This window comes from Marinomonas profundimaris (genome assembly GCF_000508165.1).
GTDB lineage: Bacteria > Pseudomonadota > Gammaproteobacteria > Pseudomonadales > Marinomonadaceae > Marinomonas > Marinomonas profundimaris.
The window spans coordinates 295,729-315,133 of the sequence record NZ_AYOZ01000012.1; the positions used below are offsets into that span (position 1 = coordinate 295,729).

Annotated in this window: 21 protein-coding genes; 10 read left to right on the forward strand and 11 right to left on the reverse strand. The window is 46.5% G+C overall.

All coding sequences use genetic code 11. The annotated features are described in order from the left end of the window. The first annotated feature begins 62 nt into the window (after positions 1–62). The 7 genes from D104_RS27695 (at position 63) to D104_RS27725 (ending at position 4,055) form a co-directional block, all read left to right on the forward strand. Complete coding sequence (locus tag D104_RS27695) at positions 63–620, forward strand: gamma carbonic anhydrase family protein (protein ID WP_024023915.1); 558 nt, start codon at positions 63–65, stop codon at positions 618–620. Between the two features lie 84 nt (positions 621–704). Further along, positions 705–1,334, forward strand: coding sequence for an RNA polymerase factor sigma-70 (locus D104_RS27700; RefSeq protein WP_024023916.1), 630 nt, complete (start codon positions 705–707; stop codon positions 1,332–1,334). A gap of 3 nt (positions 1,335–1,337) precedes the next feature. Next, the gene (locus D104_RS27705; RefSeq protein ID WP_024023917.1) at positions 1,338–1,529 is read left to right on the forward strand and encodes a zf-HC2 domain-containing protein; all 192 of its coding nucleotides are present in this window, start codon (positions 1,338–1,340) and stop codon (positions 1,527–1,529) included. A 98-nt stretch (positions 1,530–1,627) separates the two neighbouring features. Continuing rightward, positions 1,628–1,903, forward strand: coding sequence for a BufA1 family periplasmic bufferin-type metallophore (locus tag D104_RS27710; protein ID WP_024023918.1), 276 nt, complete (start codon positions 1,628–1,630; stop codon positions 1,901–1,903). 36 nt (positions 1,904–1,939) lie between these two features. After that, entirely contained in the window at positions 1,940–2,821 is an 882-nt protein-coding gene (gene bufB, locus D104_RS27715; protein ID WP_235075917.1) for an MNIO family bufferin maturase, read from the forward strand. Then, entirely contained in the window at positions 2,805–3,560 is a 756-nt protein-coding gene (locus D104_RS27720; protein WP_024023920.1) for an HvfC/BufC N-terminal domain-containing protein, read from the forward strand. The genes bufB and D104_RS27720 overlap by 17 nt, the downstream gene beginning before the upstream one ends. Before the next feature lie 18 nt (positions 3,561–3,578). Next, positions 3,579–4,055: a DoxX family protein gene (locus D104_RS27725; protein ID WP_024023921.1), complete on the forward strand. Its 477-nt coding sequence runs from the start codon at positions 3,579–3,581 to the stop codon at positions 4,053–4,055. Positions 4,056–4,139: 84 nt separating this feature from the next. On the opposite strand, the gene D104_RS27730 is transcribed toward D104_RS27725, so the two are convergent. Both D104_RS27730 and D104_RS27735 read right to left on the reverse strand, forming a co-directional pair. After that, complete coding sequence (locus D104_RS27730) at positions 4,140–4,742, reverse strand: biliverdin-producing heme oxygenase (RefSeq protein ID WP_024023922.1); 603 nt, start codon at positions 4,740–4,742, stop codon at positions 4,140–4,142. A gap of 99 nt (positions 4,743–4,841) precedes the next feature. Next, positions 4,842–5,207 carry a YbaN family protein gene (locus D104_RS27735; protein ID WP_024023923.1) on the reverse strand — a complete coding sequence of 122 codons (366 nt, stop codon included), beginning with the start codon at positions 5,205–5,207 and terminating at the stop codon, positions 4,842–4,844. A 518-nt stretch (positions 5,208–5,725) separates the two neighbouring features. On the opposite strand from D104_RS27735, the gene D104_RS27740 reads away from it, so the two are divergent. Together D104_RS27740 and D104_RS27745 are read left to right on the forward strand one after the other, a co-directional pair. Further along, positions 5,726–6,391, forward strand: a complete 666-nt coding sequence (locus D104_RS27740; protein ID WP_024023924.1) for a response regulator transcription factor — start codon at positions 5,726–5,728, stop codon at positions 6,389–6,391. A gap of 4 nt (positions 6,392–6,395) precedes the next feature. Continuing rightward, positions 6,396–7,763 carry a sensor histidine kinase gene (locus tag D104_RS27745; protein ID WP_024023925.1) on the forward strand — a complete coding sequence of 456 codons (1,368 nt, stop codon included), beginning with the start codon at positions 6,396–6,398 and terminating at the stop codon, positions 7,761–7,763. A gap of 15 nt (positions 7,764–7,778) precedes the next feature. Here the strand turns inward: D104_RS27745 and D104_RS27750 are convergent, their stop codons facing one another. The 8 genes from D104_RS27750 to D104_RS27785 all read right to left on the reverse strand — a co-directional run bounded on the left by D104_RS27750 (position 7,779) and on the right by D104_RS27785 (position 17,957). Beyond that, on the reverse strand, positions 7,779–9,404 hold the full coding sequence (locus D104_RS27750) for a methyl-accepting chemotaxis protein (RefSeq protein ID WP_024023926.1): 1,626 nt from the start codon (positions 9,402–9,404) through the stop codon (positions 7,779–7,781). 171 nt (positions 9,405–9,575) lie between these two features. Beyond that, complete coding sequence (znuB, locus tag D104_RS27755) at positions 9,576–10,367, reverse strand: zinc ABC transporter permease subunit ZnuB (protein WP_024023927.1); 792 nt, start codon at positions 10,365–10,367, stop codon at positions 9,576–9,578. Positions 10,368–10,405: 38 nt separating this feature from the next. Continuing rightward, positions 10,406–11,182: a zinc ABC transporter ATP-binding protein ZnuC gene (gene znuC / locus D104_RS27760; RefSeq protein WP_024023928.1), complete on the reverse strand. Its 777-nt coding sequence runs from the start codon at positions 11,180–11,182 to the stop codon at positions 10,406–10,408. Beyond that, positions 11,179–11,703, reverse strand: a complete 525-nt coding sequence (locus D104_RS27765) for a Fur family transcriptional regulator (RefSeq protein ID WP_024023929.1) — start codon at positions 11,701–11,703, stop codon at positions 11,179–11,181. Before D104_RS27765 ends, znuC begins: the two co-directional genes overlap by 4 nt. Next, complete coding sequence (locus D104_RS27770; RefSeq protein WP_024023930.1) at positions 11,703–12,644, reverse strand: nickel/cobalt transporter; 942 nt, start codon at positions 12,642–12,644, stop codon at positions 11,703–11,705. The genes D104_RS27765 and D104_RS27770 overlap by 1 nt, the downstream gene beginning before the upstream one ends. A gap of 131 nt (positions 12,645–12,775) precedes the next feature. Then, a complete protein-coding gene (locus tag D104_RS27775; protein WP_024023931.1) occupies positions 12,776–13,387 on the reverse strand; it encodes a MarC family protein in 612 nt (203 codons plus the stop codon). Between the two features lie 267 nt (positions 13,388–13,654). Further along, complete coding sequence (locus tag D104_RS27780) at positions 13,655–16,759, reverse strand: multidrug efflux RND transporter permease subunit (protein WP_024023932.1); 3,105 nt, start codon at positions 16,757–16,759, stop codon at positions 13,655–13,657. A gap of 52 nt (positions 16,760–16,811) precedes the next feature. Next, entirely contained in the window at positions 16,812–17,957 is a 1,146-nt protein-coding gene (locus D104_RS27785; protein WP_024023933.1) for an efflux RND transporter periplasmic adaptor subunit, read from the reverse strand. A gap of 203 nt (positions 17,958–18,160) precedes the next feature. Here D104_RS27785 and D104_RS27790 point away from each other — a divergent pair, with 203 nt between their 5' ends. Next, positions 18,161–18,718 (forward strand): TetR/AcrR family transcriptional regulator, encoded by a 558-nt coding sequence (locus D104_RS27790; protein ID WP_031214776.1) that lies wholly within the window; start codon positions 18,161–18,163, stop codon positions 18,716–18,718. 3 nt (positions 18,719–18,721) lie between these two features. On the opposite strand, the gene D104_RS27795 is transcribed toward D104_RS27790, so the two are convergent. Then, the gene (locus D104_RS27795; protein ID WP_024023935.1) at positions 18,722–19,357 is read right to left on the reverse strand and encodes a LysE family translocator; all 636 of its coding nucleotides are present in this window, start codon (positions 19,355–19,357) and stop codon (positions 18,722–18,724) included. Positions 19,358–19,405: the final 48 nt, after the last annotated feature.

Here is a 19,405-nt window from a genome sequence, read left to right on the forward strand (position 1 = left end):
ACCGCTATTGTATTGATAGTTTCTTACTTTATAACGCAAAACATTTTGTATAGAGAGGATTTATGGTGATGAAATCTTTCCGTGGTAAAACACCACAACTGGGTGATCGTGTTTGGGTCGATGAAAACGCGGTGGTTATTGGTGACGTTACCATAGGTGATGACAGTTCAGTCTGGCCGCTAGTGGCAATTCGTGGCGACATGCATAGTATTACCATTGGCGCTCGAACCAGCGTTCAAGACAACTCCTGCCTTCACATTACGCACGCCAGCACCTATAAACCAGACGGTTTCCCACTGTCGATTGGAGACGACGTCACCGTTGGTCATATGGCGATGCTGCACGGCTGCACGGTTGGCAATCGAGTGTTAGTTGGCATGGGCACCACCATTTTAGATGGCGCAGTCGTTGAAGACGAAGTCATCATTGGCGCAGGCTCTCTGGTGCCTCCAGGTAAACGCTTAGCATCTGGCTTCATGTACATGGGGTCGCCCGTCAAACAAATTCGACCGCTAAACGACAAAGAAATCGAGTACTTCCAATACGCCGGCTTAAACTACGTCAAACTCAAAGACGAGTACCTCGCAGAAGCCGAACTTTTATCGAAAAAAGAAGACTAAAAAAAGAGGTCGGTAAAATTCGACTATTTTGTAATAAAACGACTTTCAACATCGTCTAATGACTGCACATGAACCGAGGCTCAAATGACTAACGCGAACCTATCTTCCGAGGTGGACCATTCCGTGACGACAAATGCATTTCAAGATGCGGAGTTTATCGCGGAATTACGAACTCAAATGCTTAAATTTGCGACCTTGCAAGTTCGAGATAGCCAGTTAGCAGAAGATGCCGTGCAGGAAGCCATGCTGTCCGCCTATCAAAATATTGATCGGTTTGCTCGGCAAGCAGCCTTTAAGACTTGGGTGTTTTCAATTTTGAAAAACAAGGTGATTGATTTACTGCGCAAAGAAAAGCGTCATACCGCCGTCAGTCAGTTAGAAGATGGGCCAAACCTAAGCGGTGAAGAGCTCATGGACCAACTCTTTAAGGACAATGGTCATTGGCAAAAGCACGAACGCCCGCAAAAATGGGATCAGCCTGATCACGATGTTGAAAACATCCATTTCTGGCGTGTATTTGATGCTTGCCTAAATGCGTTACCAGAAAAATATGGGCGATTTTTTATGATGCGCGAATTTCTTGAAATGGAAACACCGGAAATTTGCCACAATGAAGACATATCAGTGAGTAATCTAAACGTCACTCTCTATCGTGCTCGGTTGCGGTTACGAGAATGCCTAGAAGACAATTGGTATCAAGCAAAGGTGTCCTAATTTATGTTGAACTGCAAACAAGCGACCCAAATGCTCTCAGAAAAACTGGATCGACCTCTTTCAACAAAAGAGAAGTTGAACCTTGGCGTGCATACCTCAATGTGCTCATCGTGCCGTCAATTTGGTAAACAAATGCAAGAATTGCGTTTCATTTCAAAGCGCTATACTCAAGGTGAGAGTGAAAATAAAAAATAAACATTTTCCTGTGTAATAAATCACAATCTCAATACGTCAAAGAAATGAAATCATAAGACTTCGCTGTCTTTCCCTTTATATTGAATGAGGATTTACCCATGAAAAACACAAAAGCGTCTTTGTCTCTTGCTCTTGGTACTGCGATTGCCCTTTCTGCTGTTGCCGTTCCTGCAGAAGCCGCCAGTAAAGAAAAGTGTTACGGCGTTGCATTAGCTGGCCAAAATGATTGTGCAGCGGGTCCAGGCACCTCTTGTGCAGGCACGTCGAAAACAGACTTTCAAGCAAATGCATGGAAACTGGTTCCAGCAGGTACTTGCATGGACATGGACTCTAAGACCTCTCCAACTGGCCACGGCCAACTAAAAGCCTTCTAAAAACGGCTTTTTAGCATGTCTTATTCAAGTAATAACATGTCAAAAGCGGAGGGCCGCTCGCCCTCCGACTTCGATACATTGACAGGCATTAGCCTGAAACCAGCTTATTACCAAACCATTCTCAACACCTTGCCTGCAGTTGGTTTTTTCGAAATCCACGCTGAGAACTATCTGAGTAAAGGTGGCCCAGCACGTCACTACTTACACAGAATTCGTGAACAATATTCAATCACGGTTCATGGTGTTGGTTTGTCTATAGGCGGTGAAGTGTCATTGAATCAAGACCATCTAGCGCGAGTTTCACAGCTCTTAGATGAGATTCAACCCACGTTTTTTTCCGAACACCTAGCCTGGTCAAGCCACGACAATGCCTTTTTAAACGATTTATTGCCTGTCGCTTATGACGAAGACACGCTACAACGTGTGTGTGAGCACATCGATCAATTGCAAACGGCATTAAAACGACAAGTACTGATTGAAAACCCTTCTACCTATTTTGAGTTTGAACGCAGCGATCGCAGTGAAATTGACTTTATTACGGCAATGGCGGAACGCACAGGCTGCGGATTATTACTCGATGTAAACAACGTCGAAGTGTCGTGCTTTAATCAGCAAGCGAATCCTTACGAATACCTTGATGCATTTCCTGTCAAAGCCGTGCAACAAATCCACCTAGCTGGGCACACACTTGACCAAAACCCGATTACGCCCCTAAAAATAGACAGTCACGACGAACCTGTATCCGGCCTCGTTTGGAACCTTTATCAACACACGCTGACACGCACCGGCGACTGCCTAACCTTGATAGAGCGCGATGGCAATCTCCCCCCACTGGATGAACTTTTAGCCGAAGCGCACGTCGCAAACTCAATCCGGGATCATGTTCGTCAGGAGCGTATTAATGAACTCATCGTTTAAAGCCGCGCTATTAAACGAGACTGACGATTTCAGCCATGAAGTAAAAGCAAACGCTACCGAAGAGAAAGCCGTTCGCTTGAATGTCTACCGGAACAACATTTTTATGTCCTTGATGGATGCCTTGGCCGACATATTTCCCGTTACACAAAGACTGGTCGGCGAGGATTTCTTTCGTGCGATGGCAAGAGAGTTCATCCGCCATCATCCGCCAAAAACGCCAGTGATCAGTGAATACGGAGACGAACTTCCAGACTTCCTACACCATTTTGAGCCAGTGCAAAGTCTGCCTTATTTGGCGGATGTTGCTGCGCTGGAGCATAACCTACTAATGCTAACGAATGACCAAGAACACTCGACACTAGAGCACGCAGAAATAGCAGCGGCTTTCGACAATGCCAGCGATCCAAGTCAATTGCGTTTGTCATTACCACCAAACAGCCAAATAATGACGTCTCCTTTTGCCATTGGCTCAATTTATCAAGCGCATCATCAGACACCGATGACGAATGTAATAGTAAAAAATAGCGAGCACTTACTTCTCTCAAAAAGCGATTTATACGGAACATTTCATATTATCAGCAAAGACGAAAGCGTATTTTTCAGCGCATTGTTACAGCATAAACCCCTTGAAAACGCAGTGCCGAATTCAGAAACTTTTGACCTAGGCGCCACGTTAGCAAAGCTCATTGAATGGAAATTACTGACTCATATCACTGAGATTTCAGTGTTAAAACGATAAAAAATAAAGGTGACAATCATGGTGTCTTTCTTAATACAAAAAAGTGAAAACCTGTTTAAAAATATTCCCGAATCTTTGATTCTGTTTCTCGCTCGATTTGCCATTGCGGCGGTCTTTTGGAAATCAGGACAAACTAAAATAGAAGGTTTTTCACTGGATATCATCGCGATGAAAATGCAGTTAGGTTGGCCTCAGATAACCGACAGCACCTACTTTCTTTTTGAACATGAATACGCGTTACCCTTGCTACCGACAGCCATTGCCGCCACGCTGGCAACCTTGGCTGAGCACATTCTTCCCATACTCATTTTAGCGGGATTATTTACTCGACTTGCCGCGCTGGGTCTCGCCGGTATGACATTGGTGATCCAGCTGCTTGTTTACCCAGATGCTTATCCAACGCATGCAACGTGGCTCGCTATTGCGCTATTACTCATGTATCGAGGCGGTGGCAGACTGTCATTCGATCATCTATTTTTTCAAAAATCGTCTTAAGTACATCAAAAAATACAAAAAAAACCACTCGGTGTTCTTATTAAGAACACCGCGTGGCTTCGATAACCCGTCTTTCTAAACTCGTTATAAGGGCGATTGCACGGCTAGGCTCGCCAATGTTTTTTTATAGAATGCAAAGGCGCTCATCGCCCCTTGTATCGCCAACGCTTCCTGCTGTTCTGTCAACGTCAGTGCATCTAACTGAGCCACAAATTTACGCCAATGCGGCGCACGTCCTTCAGGGTGCGCCGCTAAGTGATTCGCGCCATGTTCTGCATCAAAATTCAGCTTTTGCGTTTCTTTATACAAAAAAGCCGCACCAATATTGGAACCTTCACTGCAGTACAACCAACCAATCGCTTGGTGTAAATCGGTGATTTTTTCCACGGACGCCGCGTCGACAGCAGTGCTCAAACCCAAATCGTTCAGATCAGACTCTACGGCGCTCAACCGAGGCAATTCACCCAAACCGGGGAAAAGTTCTTGCAACACGTTATTCTGATACAAAGGCGCAACCGTCTTATGAAAAATATGCTGTAAGCGTAAGAAATTCGCGTAGTTTTTTTCGTTTGCAAAAGGCTGCGATTGCATCACTAATGTATCTACACCATCGTGATTCACACGTGTTGATTGCTTTAAACGCTTAGCAAATGTCAGCGTTTCTTGATCTTTTTCTATCGTCTTCATTTCTCACCTCTATAAAATATATCTTACAGAATAATAGAAACTTACTTTCAGAATAGCCATCTGATTTATATTAAGAAAAAGTAATAATTTTCATTTAAATTAAGTGTTTGGACGAGACCAAATCCAAATAAAACCCACTGACATACCCAACAATGCAAAGAACAAAACATATTGATTAACACCAGTATAAATCAATAAAAATGCACATAAGAACATACTTACGGACGAAAAAACTTTATTCTTTTTAGAAATTAGCTTTCCGTTATTCCAATTATCAATAGCCGGACCAGTAAATTTATTATGATGTAAAAAGCGATGAATCCTTGGCGATCCTTTAGACGAAGACCAAGCGCAAAGCAAGATAAACTCTGTCGCCGGAATGCCTGGTACAAGAATCCCAACGCAAACCATAATAAGGCTAAGCACGGCAATAATTTGATATATAAACACGTTAGTTTTCATCATTATTTTTCCACTAGACACCCATTCAAGCTCTACATTTATTTAATATTTATTTTTAAATAAATCATAAAAAACATATTTTCGACACTCTATTAAAAAATGATTTAAACTGTCAGTCAGCCATTATGGATACATTAAAAAAATCATTCTTTTATAAAGATCACTAATATCACAACATCATTGTTAAAAAACCACCTTCTTCCTCTACGTTATATTAATCTCAACTTCCATCCGTAACTCAAGATTGGAAGCATTAAGAATGCTTAATGAATTGATACTGGCTCTTTGCCGTCTGCTTGTTACGATGAACAGAATACTTTTCCTGATCGCACACAGATCAATTTTAAAAATGTATGGGCTGATCAAATTTTCAGCTAAAAAATCAAAAACTTAGGCAACTCTTAATTCAAGCAAACAAGGATATTAAGAGACATCATGATTTTTCTATTTGATAATAGTTATCATTAGCATATAGTATTCAAGGATTCCCTTCGCCATTTTTGTTCTGAGAGATAGTAAATATGCGTATTCTTATTGTTGAAGATGATGCTTCCGTCAGACACTGGATTAGCAGCAAACTCCATAGAACGGGCCATTCTTGTAAGCTAGTTGATAACGGAAAAGATGCATTAAAACTGATTAAAGAAGAAGTCTTTGATGTTGTCTTATTGGATAGAGTCATTCCTATTATTGATGGTATACAACTCTTAGGACTGCTTGGCACGGACCCTCATCCACCTATTCTTATTCTTTCGGCGAATGATCAAATATCAGACCGAATTGAGGGATTACAAGCAGGGGCAGATGATTATCTAGGAAAGCCGTTCGACTTCACTGAGTTGCTGTTACGGCTAGAACGCCTTTATCACCGAACTAAAAGCGTCGCATCCAGTAACTTTATTAAAATCAAAGACATGATCATTAATCTTGAGCGCCATGAAGTCACACGCTCAGGTCAGCTCATCGACTTAACGAACAAAGAATTTAAGCTACTTTATGTCTTAGCTGAACATCCGGGCCAAACCGTCACGCGTAGCATGCTGCTAGAAAAAGCCTGGGGCTACCACTTTGATCCTCAGACAAATGTGCTCGATGTACACCTTTCAAAGTTGAGACAAAAGCTTGATGGCGGTTCAAAAAATACCATTATTAGAACCATCCGCTCTGTTGGTTACGCACTAGGATAATTTTGTGTTCATTAAACCATTATTTCGCAGCAGCAGCTTTCGTCAAGCGGTGGCAGTGGCGTTTATTTGCCTTCTCATTTCTGCGGCCTCCATCGTAGTCTGTAACTATATTTTAGACCGTATTATGAAAAGTCACGTCAGAGGCATGATCCTCGAGAACCTCGAGAACCACGCGTTAAATGACCGCCCTACCAACAGCACCGTGCTCGCGAAACAACTACATTGTGAAGGGCGAGCAGGCAATAGAAAGGATCAATTCACCTTTCTATTTGATGCCTCCGGAAGTCTCTTATACGGTGATAAGCAGAACATGCCTGATGCTCAAATCGACACATTAAAGGCAAATAAAGACAATTCTTCCAACATTATTTCCCTAAAAAGTGATCATTTAGAACTATTGGGGTTGCTGGTTCCTTTGGCCGACGGAGGTATGTATTTCAATGCTTACAACGTCCTTCCTATGATCCAACAAACTCGCATAATCCCCCTTATGACAGGAGCAGGATTATTCGCCATTCAGCTCATTATTTTGTTGCTTAGTTTGCCATTTAGTCTGCATAACCGTAATCGAGTGAACCATATCATCGAGACGTTAGAGCAGTATGCACAGGGCAAACACGATGTGCGTGTAAACGACAAAAACAATGGCGATGAATTTGGCCAGCTTAGCCAAGAAATCAACCTCGTTTTAGGGCGCACTCAAAAGCTCATGGGAGAAGTTCGCGACATCACCAGCCATGTTGCCCATGAGCTTAGAACACCGCTTACACGACTGCAGCATAAGCTAATCGATATTTCCGAAAGGGTCGATGGCTCAGAATTTAATGAACTAGAGCAAGCCATAAAAGAAACCGAACAGATCCAAGTTCTATTCCGTTCTATTATGCGTCTATCTGAAGTAGAAACAGGTCAAGTCAGTTATCAAAAAGACAAAATTAACGCGTATGAAATACTGCATGAAGTGTACGAGTATTATCATCCTCTTACTGAAAGCTACGGTATCGAACTGCAACTCAAAGCCAGCAAAAAATACGTTTTCTTTGCCGATAAAATTCTCATTTTTCAAGCCATTGCCAACTTATTAGACAACGCCATAAAGTACGCGCCAGAAAGCAAGGTAATCCGCTTAAGCATCGACGCCATTCTAGGAGAAACCGTCATCAATGTTGCGGACCAAGGAAAAGGCATACCGGAAGAAAGTCAGCAATTCGTCACCCAGCGATTCAAGCGACTTTCTGCCAAAAAAGACGTCTTTGGTCATGGCTTAGGGCTGACATTGGTCAACGCCATTGTTTCTCTTCACAATGGCGAACTGACCCTTACCAACGCTAACCCAGGGCTCGTAGTGTGCATCAAACTCAAAGCCAACTAATTCACTAAAACACCATCAAGCTAAAGTAAACGTCGATGTGGCTTCGTGGGTTTGTTCTGCGGCACCAGACAAGGTGTCGGTCAGTTTACTCAAGCGTTTCGACGTGGCTTCGTTGCTCGCCGTGACTTCCACAATACGAGCGACGTGATCCGCAATGCCATTGGCTTCTTCGGCTTGTTGTTGCGCCAGTTCAGACAAGCCCGCTAAGCTTTTTAACGACGTTGCCGAATCGGCTTCTAGCTGACTCAAAGGCGCGACCACGGCTTCGATTTGCGTCACGCCATGGCGCATTTTTTCTTGGCCTTTCACCATTTCATTAGAGATCTGCATCGATAGCGTCGCAATCGTGGTGATAACCCCATCTATCGATTCAGTGACGTCCGCGGTATTGGTCGCTAGGTTTCGCACTTCATCGGCAACCACGGCAAAACCGCGTCCGCTTTCGCCTGCGCGCGCCGCTTCAATAGACGCGTTCAAGGCCAATAGATTGGTTTGCTCTGCGACATTTCGAATGCTGTTAACGAATTCCGACACCGTACTCGCACTCTTGTTCAATTCCGCTACTGCGTGAGAGGTTTCTTCAATATACGCCGCGACCGCCGTAATATCAGTCGCCGCAGACGTGATCACTTGTTTGCCGTGCTTCGCCAAATCGTGTGCAGCTTCCGCTTGGTTACGAGACACGCTGACATGTTCCGCCATCACATTCGCGGCGCGCGACAACTCGCTCACCGACCCTTGAATGTCATTTGCCATCGCCGACTGTGTATTTGAGCCCTGCTGAACATCCGACACGCTGGTGTGTATTTCGCTCACCACACCGACCACGGTTTTGGCACTTTTATCAATCTTTTCAATCACGCTAACCAAGCTAATCCGCATGCGTTTCACGCTGTCCAGCAACTGACCGATTTCACCTTTCTGATGAGTCATAATGGCTTGAGATAAATCGCCTCGCGCGAATTTGTCCAACAGCGTCATAACGTAATTTAATGGATTCACGATACTTCGAGTGATCAAGATGGACATCACAATGCCTATCACAATCGCCAGAACCCCCACACCTACAATCAGCCAAATGGCCAACTCAGATTCAGAGAGCACCTTTTGTTGACGCGCTTGCATCATATTGCGTTGATCTTCGGCCAACGTCTGTGTTTGTGAGAGAAACGTGCTCAGTTCATCACGCGTCGTTCCCGCCATGAGCTGTTTCGCGTCATCCAATTCGCCAAACTCTAATGCTTCCACCGTCGATTGCAGCGCGGCTTGATACACTTTTCGTTGCGCTTGTAAGTCTTCAATAATCGACTTGTCTTTTGGGGTTTGAACCAAGCTCGCCATGACGGCCAAATTATCGTCCAAACGTTTATTACGCTCATCAATTTCTTTGTAAATCGCGACCCGCGCGTTGCGCTCTTCCAACACAAAAAGCAGCAATAATCGACTCGCCAAACTCTCTGCATTCACATTCAGCTCGCCCGTTAATTCAACCAACGCGGCGTTTTCATCCACGATGCCACGAATGTTGCCAGATAAAAGCTGAAAACGAGAAACAGACAACACCATCACCAGCACCAACATCGTCAGCAACACCACATAACTCGTTCTCAAACGACCTCGAATACTTGTTAAACCCAGCATAAATAAACCTCTTCTATGAGTTGCTCAGAGCCAAAAAGAACGCCCTTTTGTATTTGACGTTGAACCGCCTCGCTTTATTACAGATGAAGAGAATAATAGGCAAAAAAAAAGCCCCTTTATTTTTCTTAGATAGAAAACAAAGGGGCTTGCGTTAAAACAGAATATATAAGGCTAGCGTTTACGTTTGAATGGCACGGTATAAGCGATTAAAAATAGCATGGCGGCGCACACGACAACGCTCGGGCCAGTTGGCGTATCCCATTGATAGGACGCCCACAAACCGCCGCACACAGAAAGACAACCAATCACGCTGGCGTACGACGCCATTTGAACCGGCGTTTTGGACAATTTACGTGCCGTCGCAGCCGGAATAATCATCAAAGACGTGATCAACAACACACCGACAATCTTCATCGCCACGGCGATCACTAACGCCACCAGCAACATCAACAACAAGCGAATGGCTTCCACCGGATAACCTTCCACTTTCGCCAACTCTTCGTTTACTGTCATCGCTAACAGCGGTTTCCAAAATGTCACCAGCAACGCAATGACCGTCAAGCCACCGCCGTAAATCCAGTACACATCCGTTTGGCTAATCGCCAATAAATCTCCAAACAAATACGCCATTAAGTCGATACGAATGTTGTCGAGAAAACTCACCGCCACCAAACCGAGCGACAAGGCAGAATGTGCCAAAATGCCCAATAACGTGTCCGTCGCGATGATGTGTTTTTTCTGCAAGGTCACCAACACCAACGCCAAACCCACACACAAAACCACAATAGCGAGGTTCAAATTAATGTCGAATAAAAAACCCAGCGCCACGCCCAACAACGCCGAATGCGCTAAGGTATCACCGAAATACGCCATACGACGCCACACAACAAACGCGCCCAACGGCCCCGCGACGGCCGCCACACCCAATCCACCTAACAAGGCTCTGAGTAAAAGATCTAACATGGTATTACTGACTCCAAACTGCGCAAAACAAGATGCCGTTAGTGGTGCTGGCAATGGGTATGATCGTCGTCATTACCCGATAAAATACTGCCGTGTTCATCATGAACATGGTCATGCTGATGCGCATAAATCGCGATGGACTCATCCGCGCCCGGTACACCAAACAAAGCCTGATACGCTGGGTGTCCTGTCACGTGTTGCGGACTGCCAGAGCAACAAACATGCTGGTTAATACACACCACAGTGTCGGTTTTTGCCATCACCAAATGCAAATCGTGCGACACCATCAAGACGCCACAGCCGAGTTCATTACGAATGCCTTCAATCAAGTTATAAAGCTCAACCTGACCGTTCACATCGACGCCTTGTACCGGTTCATCCAACACCAACAAATTCGGTTTATTCAGTAAGGCGCGCGCCAACAAAACACGCTGTGTTTCACCGCCGGACAGCACATGCACTTGGGAATTGACCAAATGCGCGATGCCGAGCTTTTCCAGTGTCGGCAGAATCTGATGCTTGTCGACACCTCGAACCAAGGCCAAAAAATGCTTCACCGTTAACGGCAGCGTTGGATCAATGTGTAATTTTTGTGGCATATAGCCAATGCGTAAGGTTTTATGCCGCACAACCTGACCGGAAGTCGCTTCTTGCAACCCTAACAAGGTTCGAATCAACGTACTTTTACCGCTGCCATTCGGACCAATTAAGGTCACAATCTCACCTTCACTGATGCTCATATCAATGCTTTCGAGCAACACTCGGCCATCGAACGCGATGCCTATTTTCTCGAAAGCCACTAGCTGCTTTGTCATGCGATGGCTCCTGCTGCTTTGCTTTTGCACTTAGAGCACAACCCAGTCAATTCAATGGTTTCCGCTCGCAACTCAAAGCCTTGTTGAGCGGCTTTGGCGATTAACGCCGTGTGAATGTCTTGGTAATCAAACTCCATGACATTGTGGCAATCGTCACAAATCAGAAAGTACCCTTTATGCGCTTTATCCGCATGCGCACAACCAAGATACGCATTCATCGATTCCACTTTATGGATCAGGCCCGCCGCCAATAAAAAGTCCAACGCGCGATACACAGTCGGTGGCGCCGAGTTAAAGCCTTCTTCCGCCAATTTTGCCAATAATTGATACGCGCCCAGCGGTCGATGACTTTCCCAGATCAGCTCCAACGCACGGCGGCGCACTTTCGTTAAGCGCTGACCTTGCTGAACACACAAGGTTTCTGCCGTGGCCAATGCACTGTCAATACAGTCGTTATGATTGTGGCTCGATGACTGGTGTTCGTGTTCGTGCTCGGATTGATGAGGCTCTGTTGTTTTCATTAAAACGCCCTTCCTGCATTGCTTATATAGCTCCAAATCATGGAGCTACTGATAATAATGAGCGCCAACGCCGCGATAAAACCAAACGCGCGCGACACTCGTTGACGCCAAACCTGATGTTCATGACTGAGCGCAAAACCCGTGTCCCTGACAAACACACTCACGCCCGCCAACGACGCCACGGTAATCGCGGTGCCCAAGGCCATTGCAAACGTCGCCACCAAACCCCACACAAAAATGCCCGCGCTCAGCGAAAATAACAGCACCAGCACCGCTCCCGTACAAGGGCGAATCCCTACTGCGGCGACCATCGCCCAAATACTGCGGCGTGCCGTTTTGGCTTCTTGTTCATGATGCGAGCAACACGCATGGCTGTCGTGCGCATGTGAATGGTCTGGTTCATGATGATGTCCATCAAGGTGATCATTGGAATGGTCGTGACCACAACCCGACTGGCCACGTAACAGACGCACCAAGATCCACACACCGATTAAGCCCACTGCCGCAAAGCTCGCAATTTCAAAAAAACGGCTAATTTGCATGGCTTTGCCTGCTAAAGAAAACACTTGGCTCAACACCAAAATCACCGCAACCGCCATGACCGCCTGCACGCCTGCACACAAAAAGGCCAAGCTGATGCCACGACGCAACGGTGCTTTACTCGCCAACATATACGCCGAAATCACCGCTTTACCATGACCCGGGCCAGCGGCATGAAATACGCCATAAAAGAAACTCGTGCTGATCAAACCCCACAACAAAACCGGGCTGCCTTCTTTACTGATAGAGCGCACCAGCGACACCAACTCGCGGTGAAAACCGGCTTGCTGAGAAATGATCCATTGAATAAAGTCCTGATACACCGGAAAGTCCATCGCAGCGTACAGTGGCGAATTCAAGAATAGAAAAGACAGAAAGAAAAAAGCGACGTTCTTCGCCATAATTGGCTCTCACTACGTGTTTGGTTAGATTTTGTTATGATATAACAAGTCAAACCCAAGGAGAAGCCACCAGGAAGAAACGCCGCATTTAGTGCACTAAAAGCCAGATCCGTAAGAGATCTCGCGGTTTTTTAGCTTAATACTGGGTTTAAAAATCCCATCACACCACTCATAAAGATCTGCGCCGCCATCGCGGCCAAAATCAAACCGGTGATTTTAGACAACACATTCAATCCCGTGCGCCCGAGCATTTTTTCGATGAACGAGCCGGAGTACAAAATCAACGCCAAGGTGCCCAGCGCCAACAACAAACCGCACAGGCCGATGATCAAATCCCAACCCTTCAGCTCCGCACCATAAACTAGAATCGTACCAATGGTTGCCGGTCCAATAATCGTAGGCACTGCCAGTGGCACAACCGACACATCGTCTCGTTCTTCGCTCGGCATACCGACCGCGTGATTGCGCGTACCATCTTTTACTAGGCTCAGCGCCGACATAAACAACAGAATCCCCGAACCGATACGGAACGAATCCAACGTAATGCCCAAGACAGAAAACAACGCACCGCCGAAAAACAGCAACACCAACGAAATCGCCACAGAGGCAATAATGGCTTTGTTCGCAACCTGCTTTCGCGACGCCGACGATTCACCGCGCGTTAACGCCAGAAACATCGACAACACAAAAAACGGTGCGAACAAAAAGAAAAACTTAATCCAAGTTGAGATCAATAAACTCATTTAAACAAATCACCAGAGAAGCATCGAGCAAAGCCAAACACTTAATTATTTAAAACCCGACGTCATACCGTCGAAACTCACTCAATTTACGGCACTTATGGCGCGGTAAATACGCATCTGAAAATCGCCTCTGTGTAAAAGCGCCCAGATGGGGGAATTCTAGCAAAGAATCAAAAAAATGAGAGCGAAATAACAAAAAATCAGAAAAAGAAAAGCCAGTACAAGGTCGCCCTTTGTACTGGCTTAATTCACATGATGAACGAGAACTTAATCGGTTTCTTTGGCCGTATTGAAACGCCCAAGCACCCAAGTGAAAAACACCGGAACAAACAACACCCCTAAGAGTGTCGCCGATATCATGCCACCGATCACACTCACACCCAGAGAATGCTGACTCGCGGCGCCAGCGCCCGTGGCAACAATCAAAGGCACCACGCCTAAAATAAAGGCCATGGACGTCATAACGATAGGGCGGAAACGCAACTTGGCGGCTTGGATCGCGGCGTCTTTGAGTGTATAGCCTTGCTGATAAAGGTCTTTGGCGAACTCCACAATCAAGATCGCATTTTTCGCCGACAATCCTATGATCGTAATAAGACCGACTTTGAAATACACATCATTCGACATGCCCATTAGAAACACCGCGGCCACTGCGCCCAGCGCACCAATCGGAATAATCAAAATCACCGACAGCGGAATCGACCAGCTTTCGTACAGCGCCACCAGCAGCAAGAAGACAACCAGAATCGAAATGGTCAACAACATAGGCGCTTGCGAGCCTGCCGCTTTTTCTTGATAAGACAAGCCGGTCCATTCGAAACCAATGCCTTTAGGCAACGTACTGATAATACGCTCAAGTTCCGCCATGGCTTCGCCTGAGCTGTGACCCGGCATTGGGCTTCCGAAAATTTTGTACGCTGGGTATCCATTGTAACGAGACACTTGAACGGGCCCGATTTCCCATGCGGTTTTAGCAAAAGAGCGCATGGGCACTAGGTTGCCTTCATCATTCAAGACTTGCAGTTCCAATACGCGCTCTGGCGTCATGCGATCGGCAACATCCGCTTGAACAACAACGCGCTGCAAACGCCCCGCGTTGGTGAAATCATTCACGGAGGCGGAACCATACGCGGTAGAAACCGCATTATTGATCGACTCAAAGCCGACACCCAGTGCCGTCGCTTTTTTACGGTCTATATCAATTCTCAACTGAGGCGCGTCTTCTAGGCCTTCCATCATGGCATACGCAATGATTGGCGACGCATTCGCTTGACCTAGCAGCGCATTACGAGCATTGGTTAACGCTTCTCGACCAACATTGCTGCGGTCCTGTAAACGTAATGCGAAACCGCCCGCGTTGCCCATGCCTTCGATTGGCGGTGGCGGAACCGCCATTGAACGACCGTCTGTCAGGCTGCCAGCAAACTGGTTATACGCCATCGTTTCATCGCCCAACGATTGCTCACGCTCAGACCATTCTTTAAACGTCGGGAACAGCAGTCCAGCATTCGCGCCCATACCAGAGAAACTAAAGCCCATAATGGTGATGACATCTTGAACCGCTTCGCGTTCTCCTAACGCGTGCTCAACCTGCTTCATGGTTTCGTTTGTTCGAGAAAACGCGGCACCAGCAGGCAGTTGCAGATCAACAATCATGTAGCCTTGGTCTTCTGTTGGCACAAAAGATTCTGGCAACCGCACATAGGCATAACCCAGCCCGATAATCAGCACAAGATACACCAACATGAATCGACCCGGACGACTCACCAGCTTGCCATTCAATGCAGAATAACGACGGGTCAGCCCAGCGAATCCACGATTAAACCAACCAAAGAAGCCCCCTTTTTCATGATGTTCTTCCCGATTGACAGGCTTCAACAACGTGGCACATAAGGCTGGCGTAAACGTCAGCGCCAACAGTCCAGACAACAGAATAGAAACCGCAAGCGACATAGAGAACTGCTGATAAATAATCCCAACAGAGCCGCTCATAAACGCGAGCGGCACAAAGACCGCCGACAGCACTAAGGTGATCCCCACGATGGCGCTAGACACTTGCCCCATGGCTTTGATCGTTGCGTCTTTTGGCGAAAGGCCTTCTTCCACCATGATCCGCTCAACGTTCTCGACCACGACAATCGCGTCATCCACGAGAATACCAATGGCGAGCACCATACCAAACATGGTCATCATATTGACAGAAAAGCCAATGAGCGACATCACTGCCATCGTGCCCAAAATACACACCGGCACCACAATGGTAGGAATCAAGGTATAGCGTAAGTTCTGTAAGAACAGCAGCATCACCAAAAACACCAATACAATGGCTTCAATCAGTGTATGAATCACTTTTTCAATGGCGGCGCTGACGAATTTTGACGTGTCGTATGGGAACGAAATTTCGATGTCATCAGGAAAATTCATTTCTAATTCGGCGGCACGCGCTTTCACTGCTTTCACCGTATCAATGGCGTTCGCACCCGGCGATAACTGAATCGCGCCCATAATGGCTTTTCGACCATTTAAGCGTGTTTCAAAGTTGTAATCCTGTTTGCCCAACTCGATACGAGCGACGTCTTTCAGGTACACCGCGGAGCCATCCGCATTGCTGTTCAATACGATGTCGCCAAACTCTTCAGGGTCTTCCAAGAAGCCTTTTACCACTAGGCTCGCGGTGAGTTCTTGCTCGTTATCAGCAGGACGACTGCCAAAGCTGCCCGCAGGCACCTGAACGTTTTGGTTTCGGATGGCGTTATTAATATCTTCAATCGATAAGCCATAACTCAGTAACTTTTCTGGTGACACCCACACACGCATCGCGGCTTCTGTGCCGAAATACTGCAATTTCCCGACCCCATTTACGCGACGAATATTGTTGTTAATATTGCGTGCCGCATAGTCCGCTAGGGTCACAATATCCTTAGTGGCATCGTCTCCCTTAAAGGTCAGCGCATACACCATCAAAAAGCCGGAACTGGCCTGATCCACCTGCACACCTTGAGTGATCACGCTGCTTGGCAAACGCGCTTCGGCTTTTTTCAGACGGTTTTGAACATCGACCTGAGCCAAGTCGGCGTCGGTACCCGGTTCAAACGATGCGGTGATCTGTGCGATACCATTAGCGTTACTAGAGGAATCAAAATAAAGCAGCCCTTTCGCGCCATTCAATTCTTCCTCGATCACACTGGTGACCGAATCCACAAGCACTTGCGCCGACGCGCCTGGGTACGTCGCCGTGACCGTGATTTGCGGCGGCGCCACCACAGGAAACTGTGACACCGGCAATGTTGGCAAGGCGAGCAGCCCTGCCATCATAATAAAGATTGCCATTACCCAAGCAAAATTGGGCCGAGCAATAAAGAAATTAGACATGTATTAAGCCTCTAAAAATGTCTTAACCGTGACGATGAAATGAACCCTAAAACTAAGCATTAGAGGCGACTTTTACAGAAGCCGTTACCTTCTCACCCACTTGATACGCCGCTGTGTTATCAATGATGACCTTGTCCCCAGCCTGCAACCCTTCCGTAATCCGCCACAATTTTTTCCTCATGGAGCCGGTCACCACGGGACGAGATTCCACGGTGTTTTGGTCATTCACGACATGGACAAAAGCATGACCGCCATTGCCGCGCATCACCGCCCGCTGAGGAATTAAAATGGCTTTTGCAGAATGGTCTTGAACCGCTTCAACACGCACATACATGCCCGGCAGTAAGATTTTATTTGGGTTTGAGAACAGACCTCGCAACACAACGTTGCCGGTTTTTTCATCGACCTGACTGTCAGAGAACAGCAACTCTCCTTCGAAGTTCTTGCTGTAACCATCCAATGTCGCGATCAGTTTGGTGCTGTTAGAAGGCTGGTCTCCCTCAACAGGTTGTCGGTATTTCAGCGTGTCCGTAACGGACTGAGTGAAATCAACATACACAGGGTTAAGCTGCTGAATCGTCGCCATTAAGGTGGTGTCACTTTGCCCGACCAACATGCCTTCGCTGACATTCGCACGGCCAATTCGACCGGAGATCGGCGCTCGCACCGTGGCATAGTCAAGATTAAGCTGAGCACTCGCGACGTCCGCTTTTGCCGATGCCACCGAGGCACTGGCACTCAAATACGCCGCTTGCGCCGCATCAAAAATTTGTTTGCTAACCGCTTGAGACTTCACCAAAGGCGCATAACGATCCACCAATGCTTTTGCGTCAAACAACGTCGCTTCCGCCATCGCCAAATTGCCCTTTGATCGAGCCAGTGCGATTTTTAACGACGCCGGATCGATCTCAAACAGCACATCGCCCGCTTTCACGTCAGATCCTTCCATAAACGCTCTGTGCAAAACAATGCCCGGCACGCGCGCACGCACTTCGGCCGCACGAATAGGTTCGATTCGTCCTGGCAGAATCGCGTTTTCTTCATATTCAACTGGTTGTACCGCGGTCACCGTCGCTGCTCTTAGTTGTGCAGCTGGGCTAACCTGAGCCTCTGGCTCATCGGAAGTACAGCCAGACACAACAAGTAATGTCACCAAAACTGACGACAAGGTCAGCCCTGTTTTTAGAATTCGTATCATTGATTCATACCTTAAAAATGATTGCCTGACGCAGAAGAGAATCTTAAGATACTAAATAACACCAAATGAATCAACTTAGATTCATTTGAATCTTGTGTGTTTTTTATTTCATCTCGGCGCCATTCCAAGTAAAATGCCGCAATACAGGGTCTGAACTTAGATAAAAATAAAAATCGACCGTCAAAAATAATTTGGAAAAGATCATGGCTGAAGAAGAAACGAACCATACATTGCTGAACGCACTCGCACTTGCCTTAGTGGAATACCCACGCGCATCACTGCAAGAACTTGCCTGCGCCGTTGGCGTCAGTAAAGCCACCTTGTATCGTTTTTGCCGAACACGAGAAAATCTGATTGAAAGACTGATACAGCGCAGTATTGAGTCTTATCAAGAAGCCATTCGAGACGCCAACCTCGATACCGCCGAGCCAAGGGAAGGAATTCGGAAACTGCTAGAAAATTATTACGCCAATAAAGAGCTGACTATTTTCATCATGCAATTTTGGCAGCCTGCGTTAACAGAGAATTGTGCCTGTGTCGAAACACAAGGCATTTTGGATAAGTTCTTTTTACGAGGACAACAAGAAGGCTGTTTTCGAATTGATATCAGCGCCGTCGCCATGACAGAGTGCTGTCACGGCTTGTTCTCTGCGCTGATTGATGCAGAATTAAGAGGCCGAGTACCGAGAATTAAAGTCATCGATATCATAGAAACCATGTTGCTAGAAGGCGTCTGCACTCAGTCCTACAAGACACCTTAACCATCAGCGCTGACTCAAAGCGAGTTTGACACCAAAGCCCACCAGCAATAAGCCCGTTACGCTATCCATCACCTGCGCCACTTTTGGTCGCGCCAACCACACTCGCGCTTTGTGAACCATCAGCGCAAGAAACGTTTGCCACACCATCGCGATAATAAAATGCAGTGATGCCATAAAGAGAGATTGAACCAAGGCAGAATGACTTGGGTCGATAAACTGTGGCAAAAATGCCATGTAAAAAATAATCGGTTTCGGATTCAGTACATTCGACAAAAGCCCCTGACGAAAACTGCCCCACGCGGTTAAGGTTTTGGTCGAGCTAACGTCTTTAAACGTCATGCCAACGGGTTTCAACGCACTTCGAATCGCCTGCACACCCAAATACATAAGGTACGCCGCGCCAACCAGTTTGAATGCGGTAAACAAACCCGCCGATCCAAGTAAAATGACCGACAAACCCAACGCCGAGACCGTCGCATGGGCAAACAATCCCATGCAAATACCCAAACTGGTCAGAAAACCCAAACGCCAACCACCGGACGCAGCATTGCGCATCACGATAATCGTATCCACACCAGGACTCATGGTCAGAATGGTAATCGCAGCCAAAAAGGGCAACCATTGAAAATGTTCTAACATACAACTTCTACCTTGAAATACACGCTAAAATACACAAAAAACGACACT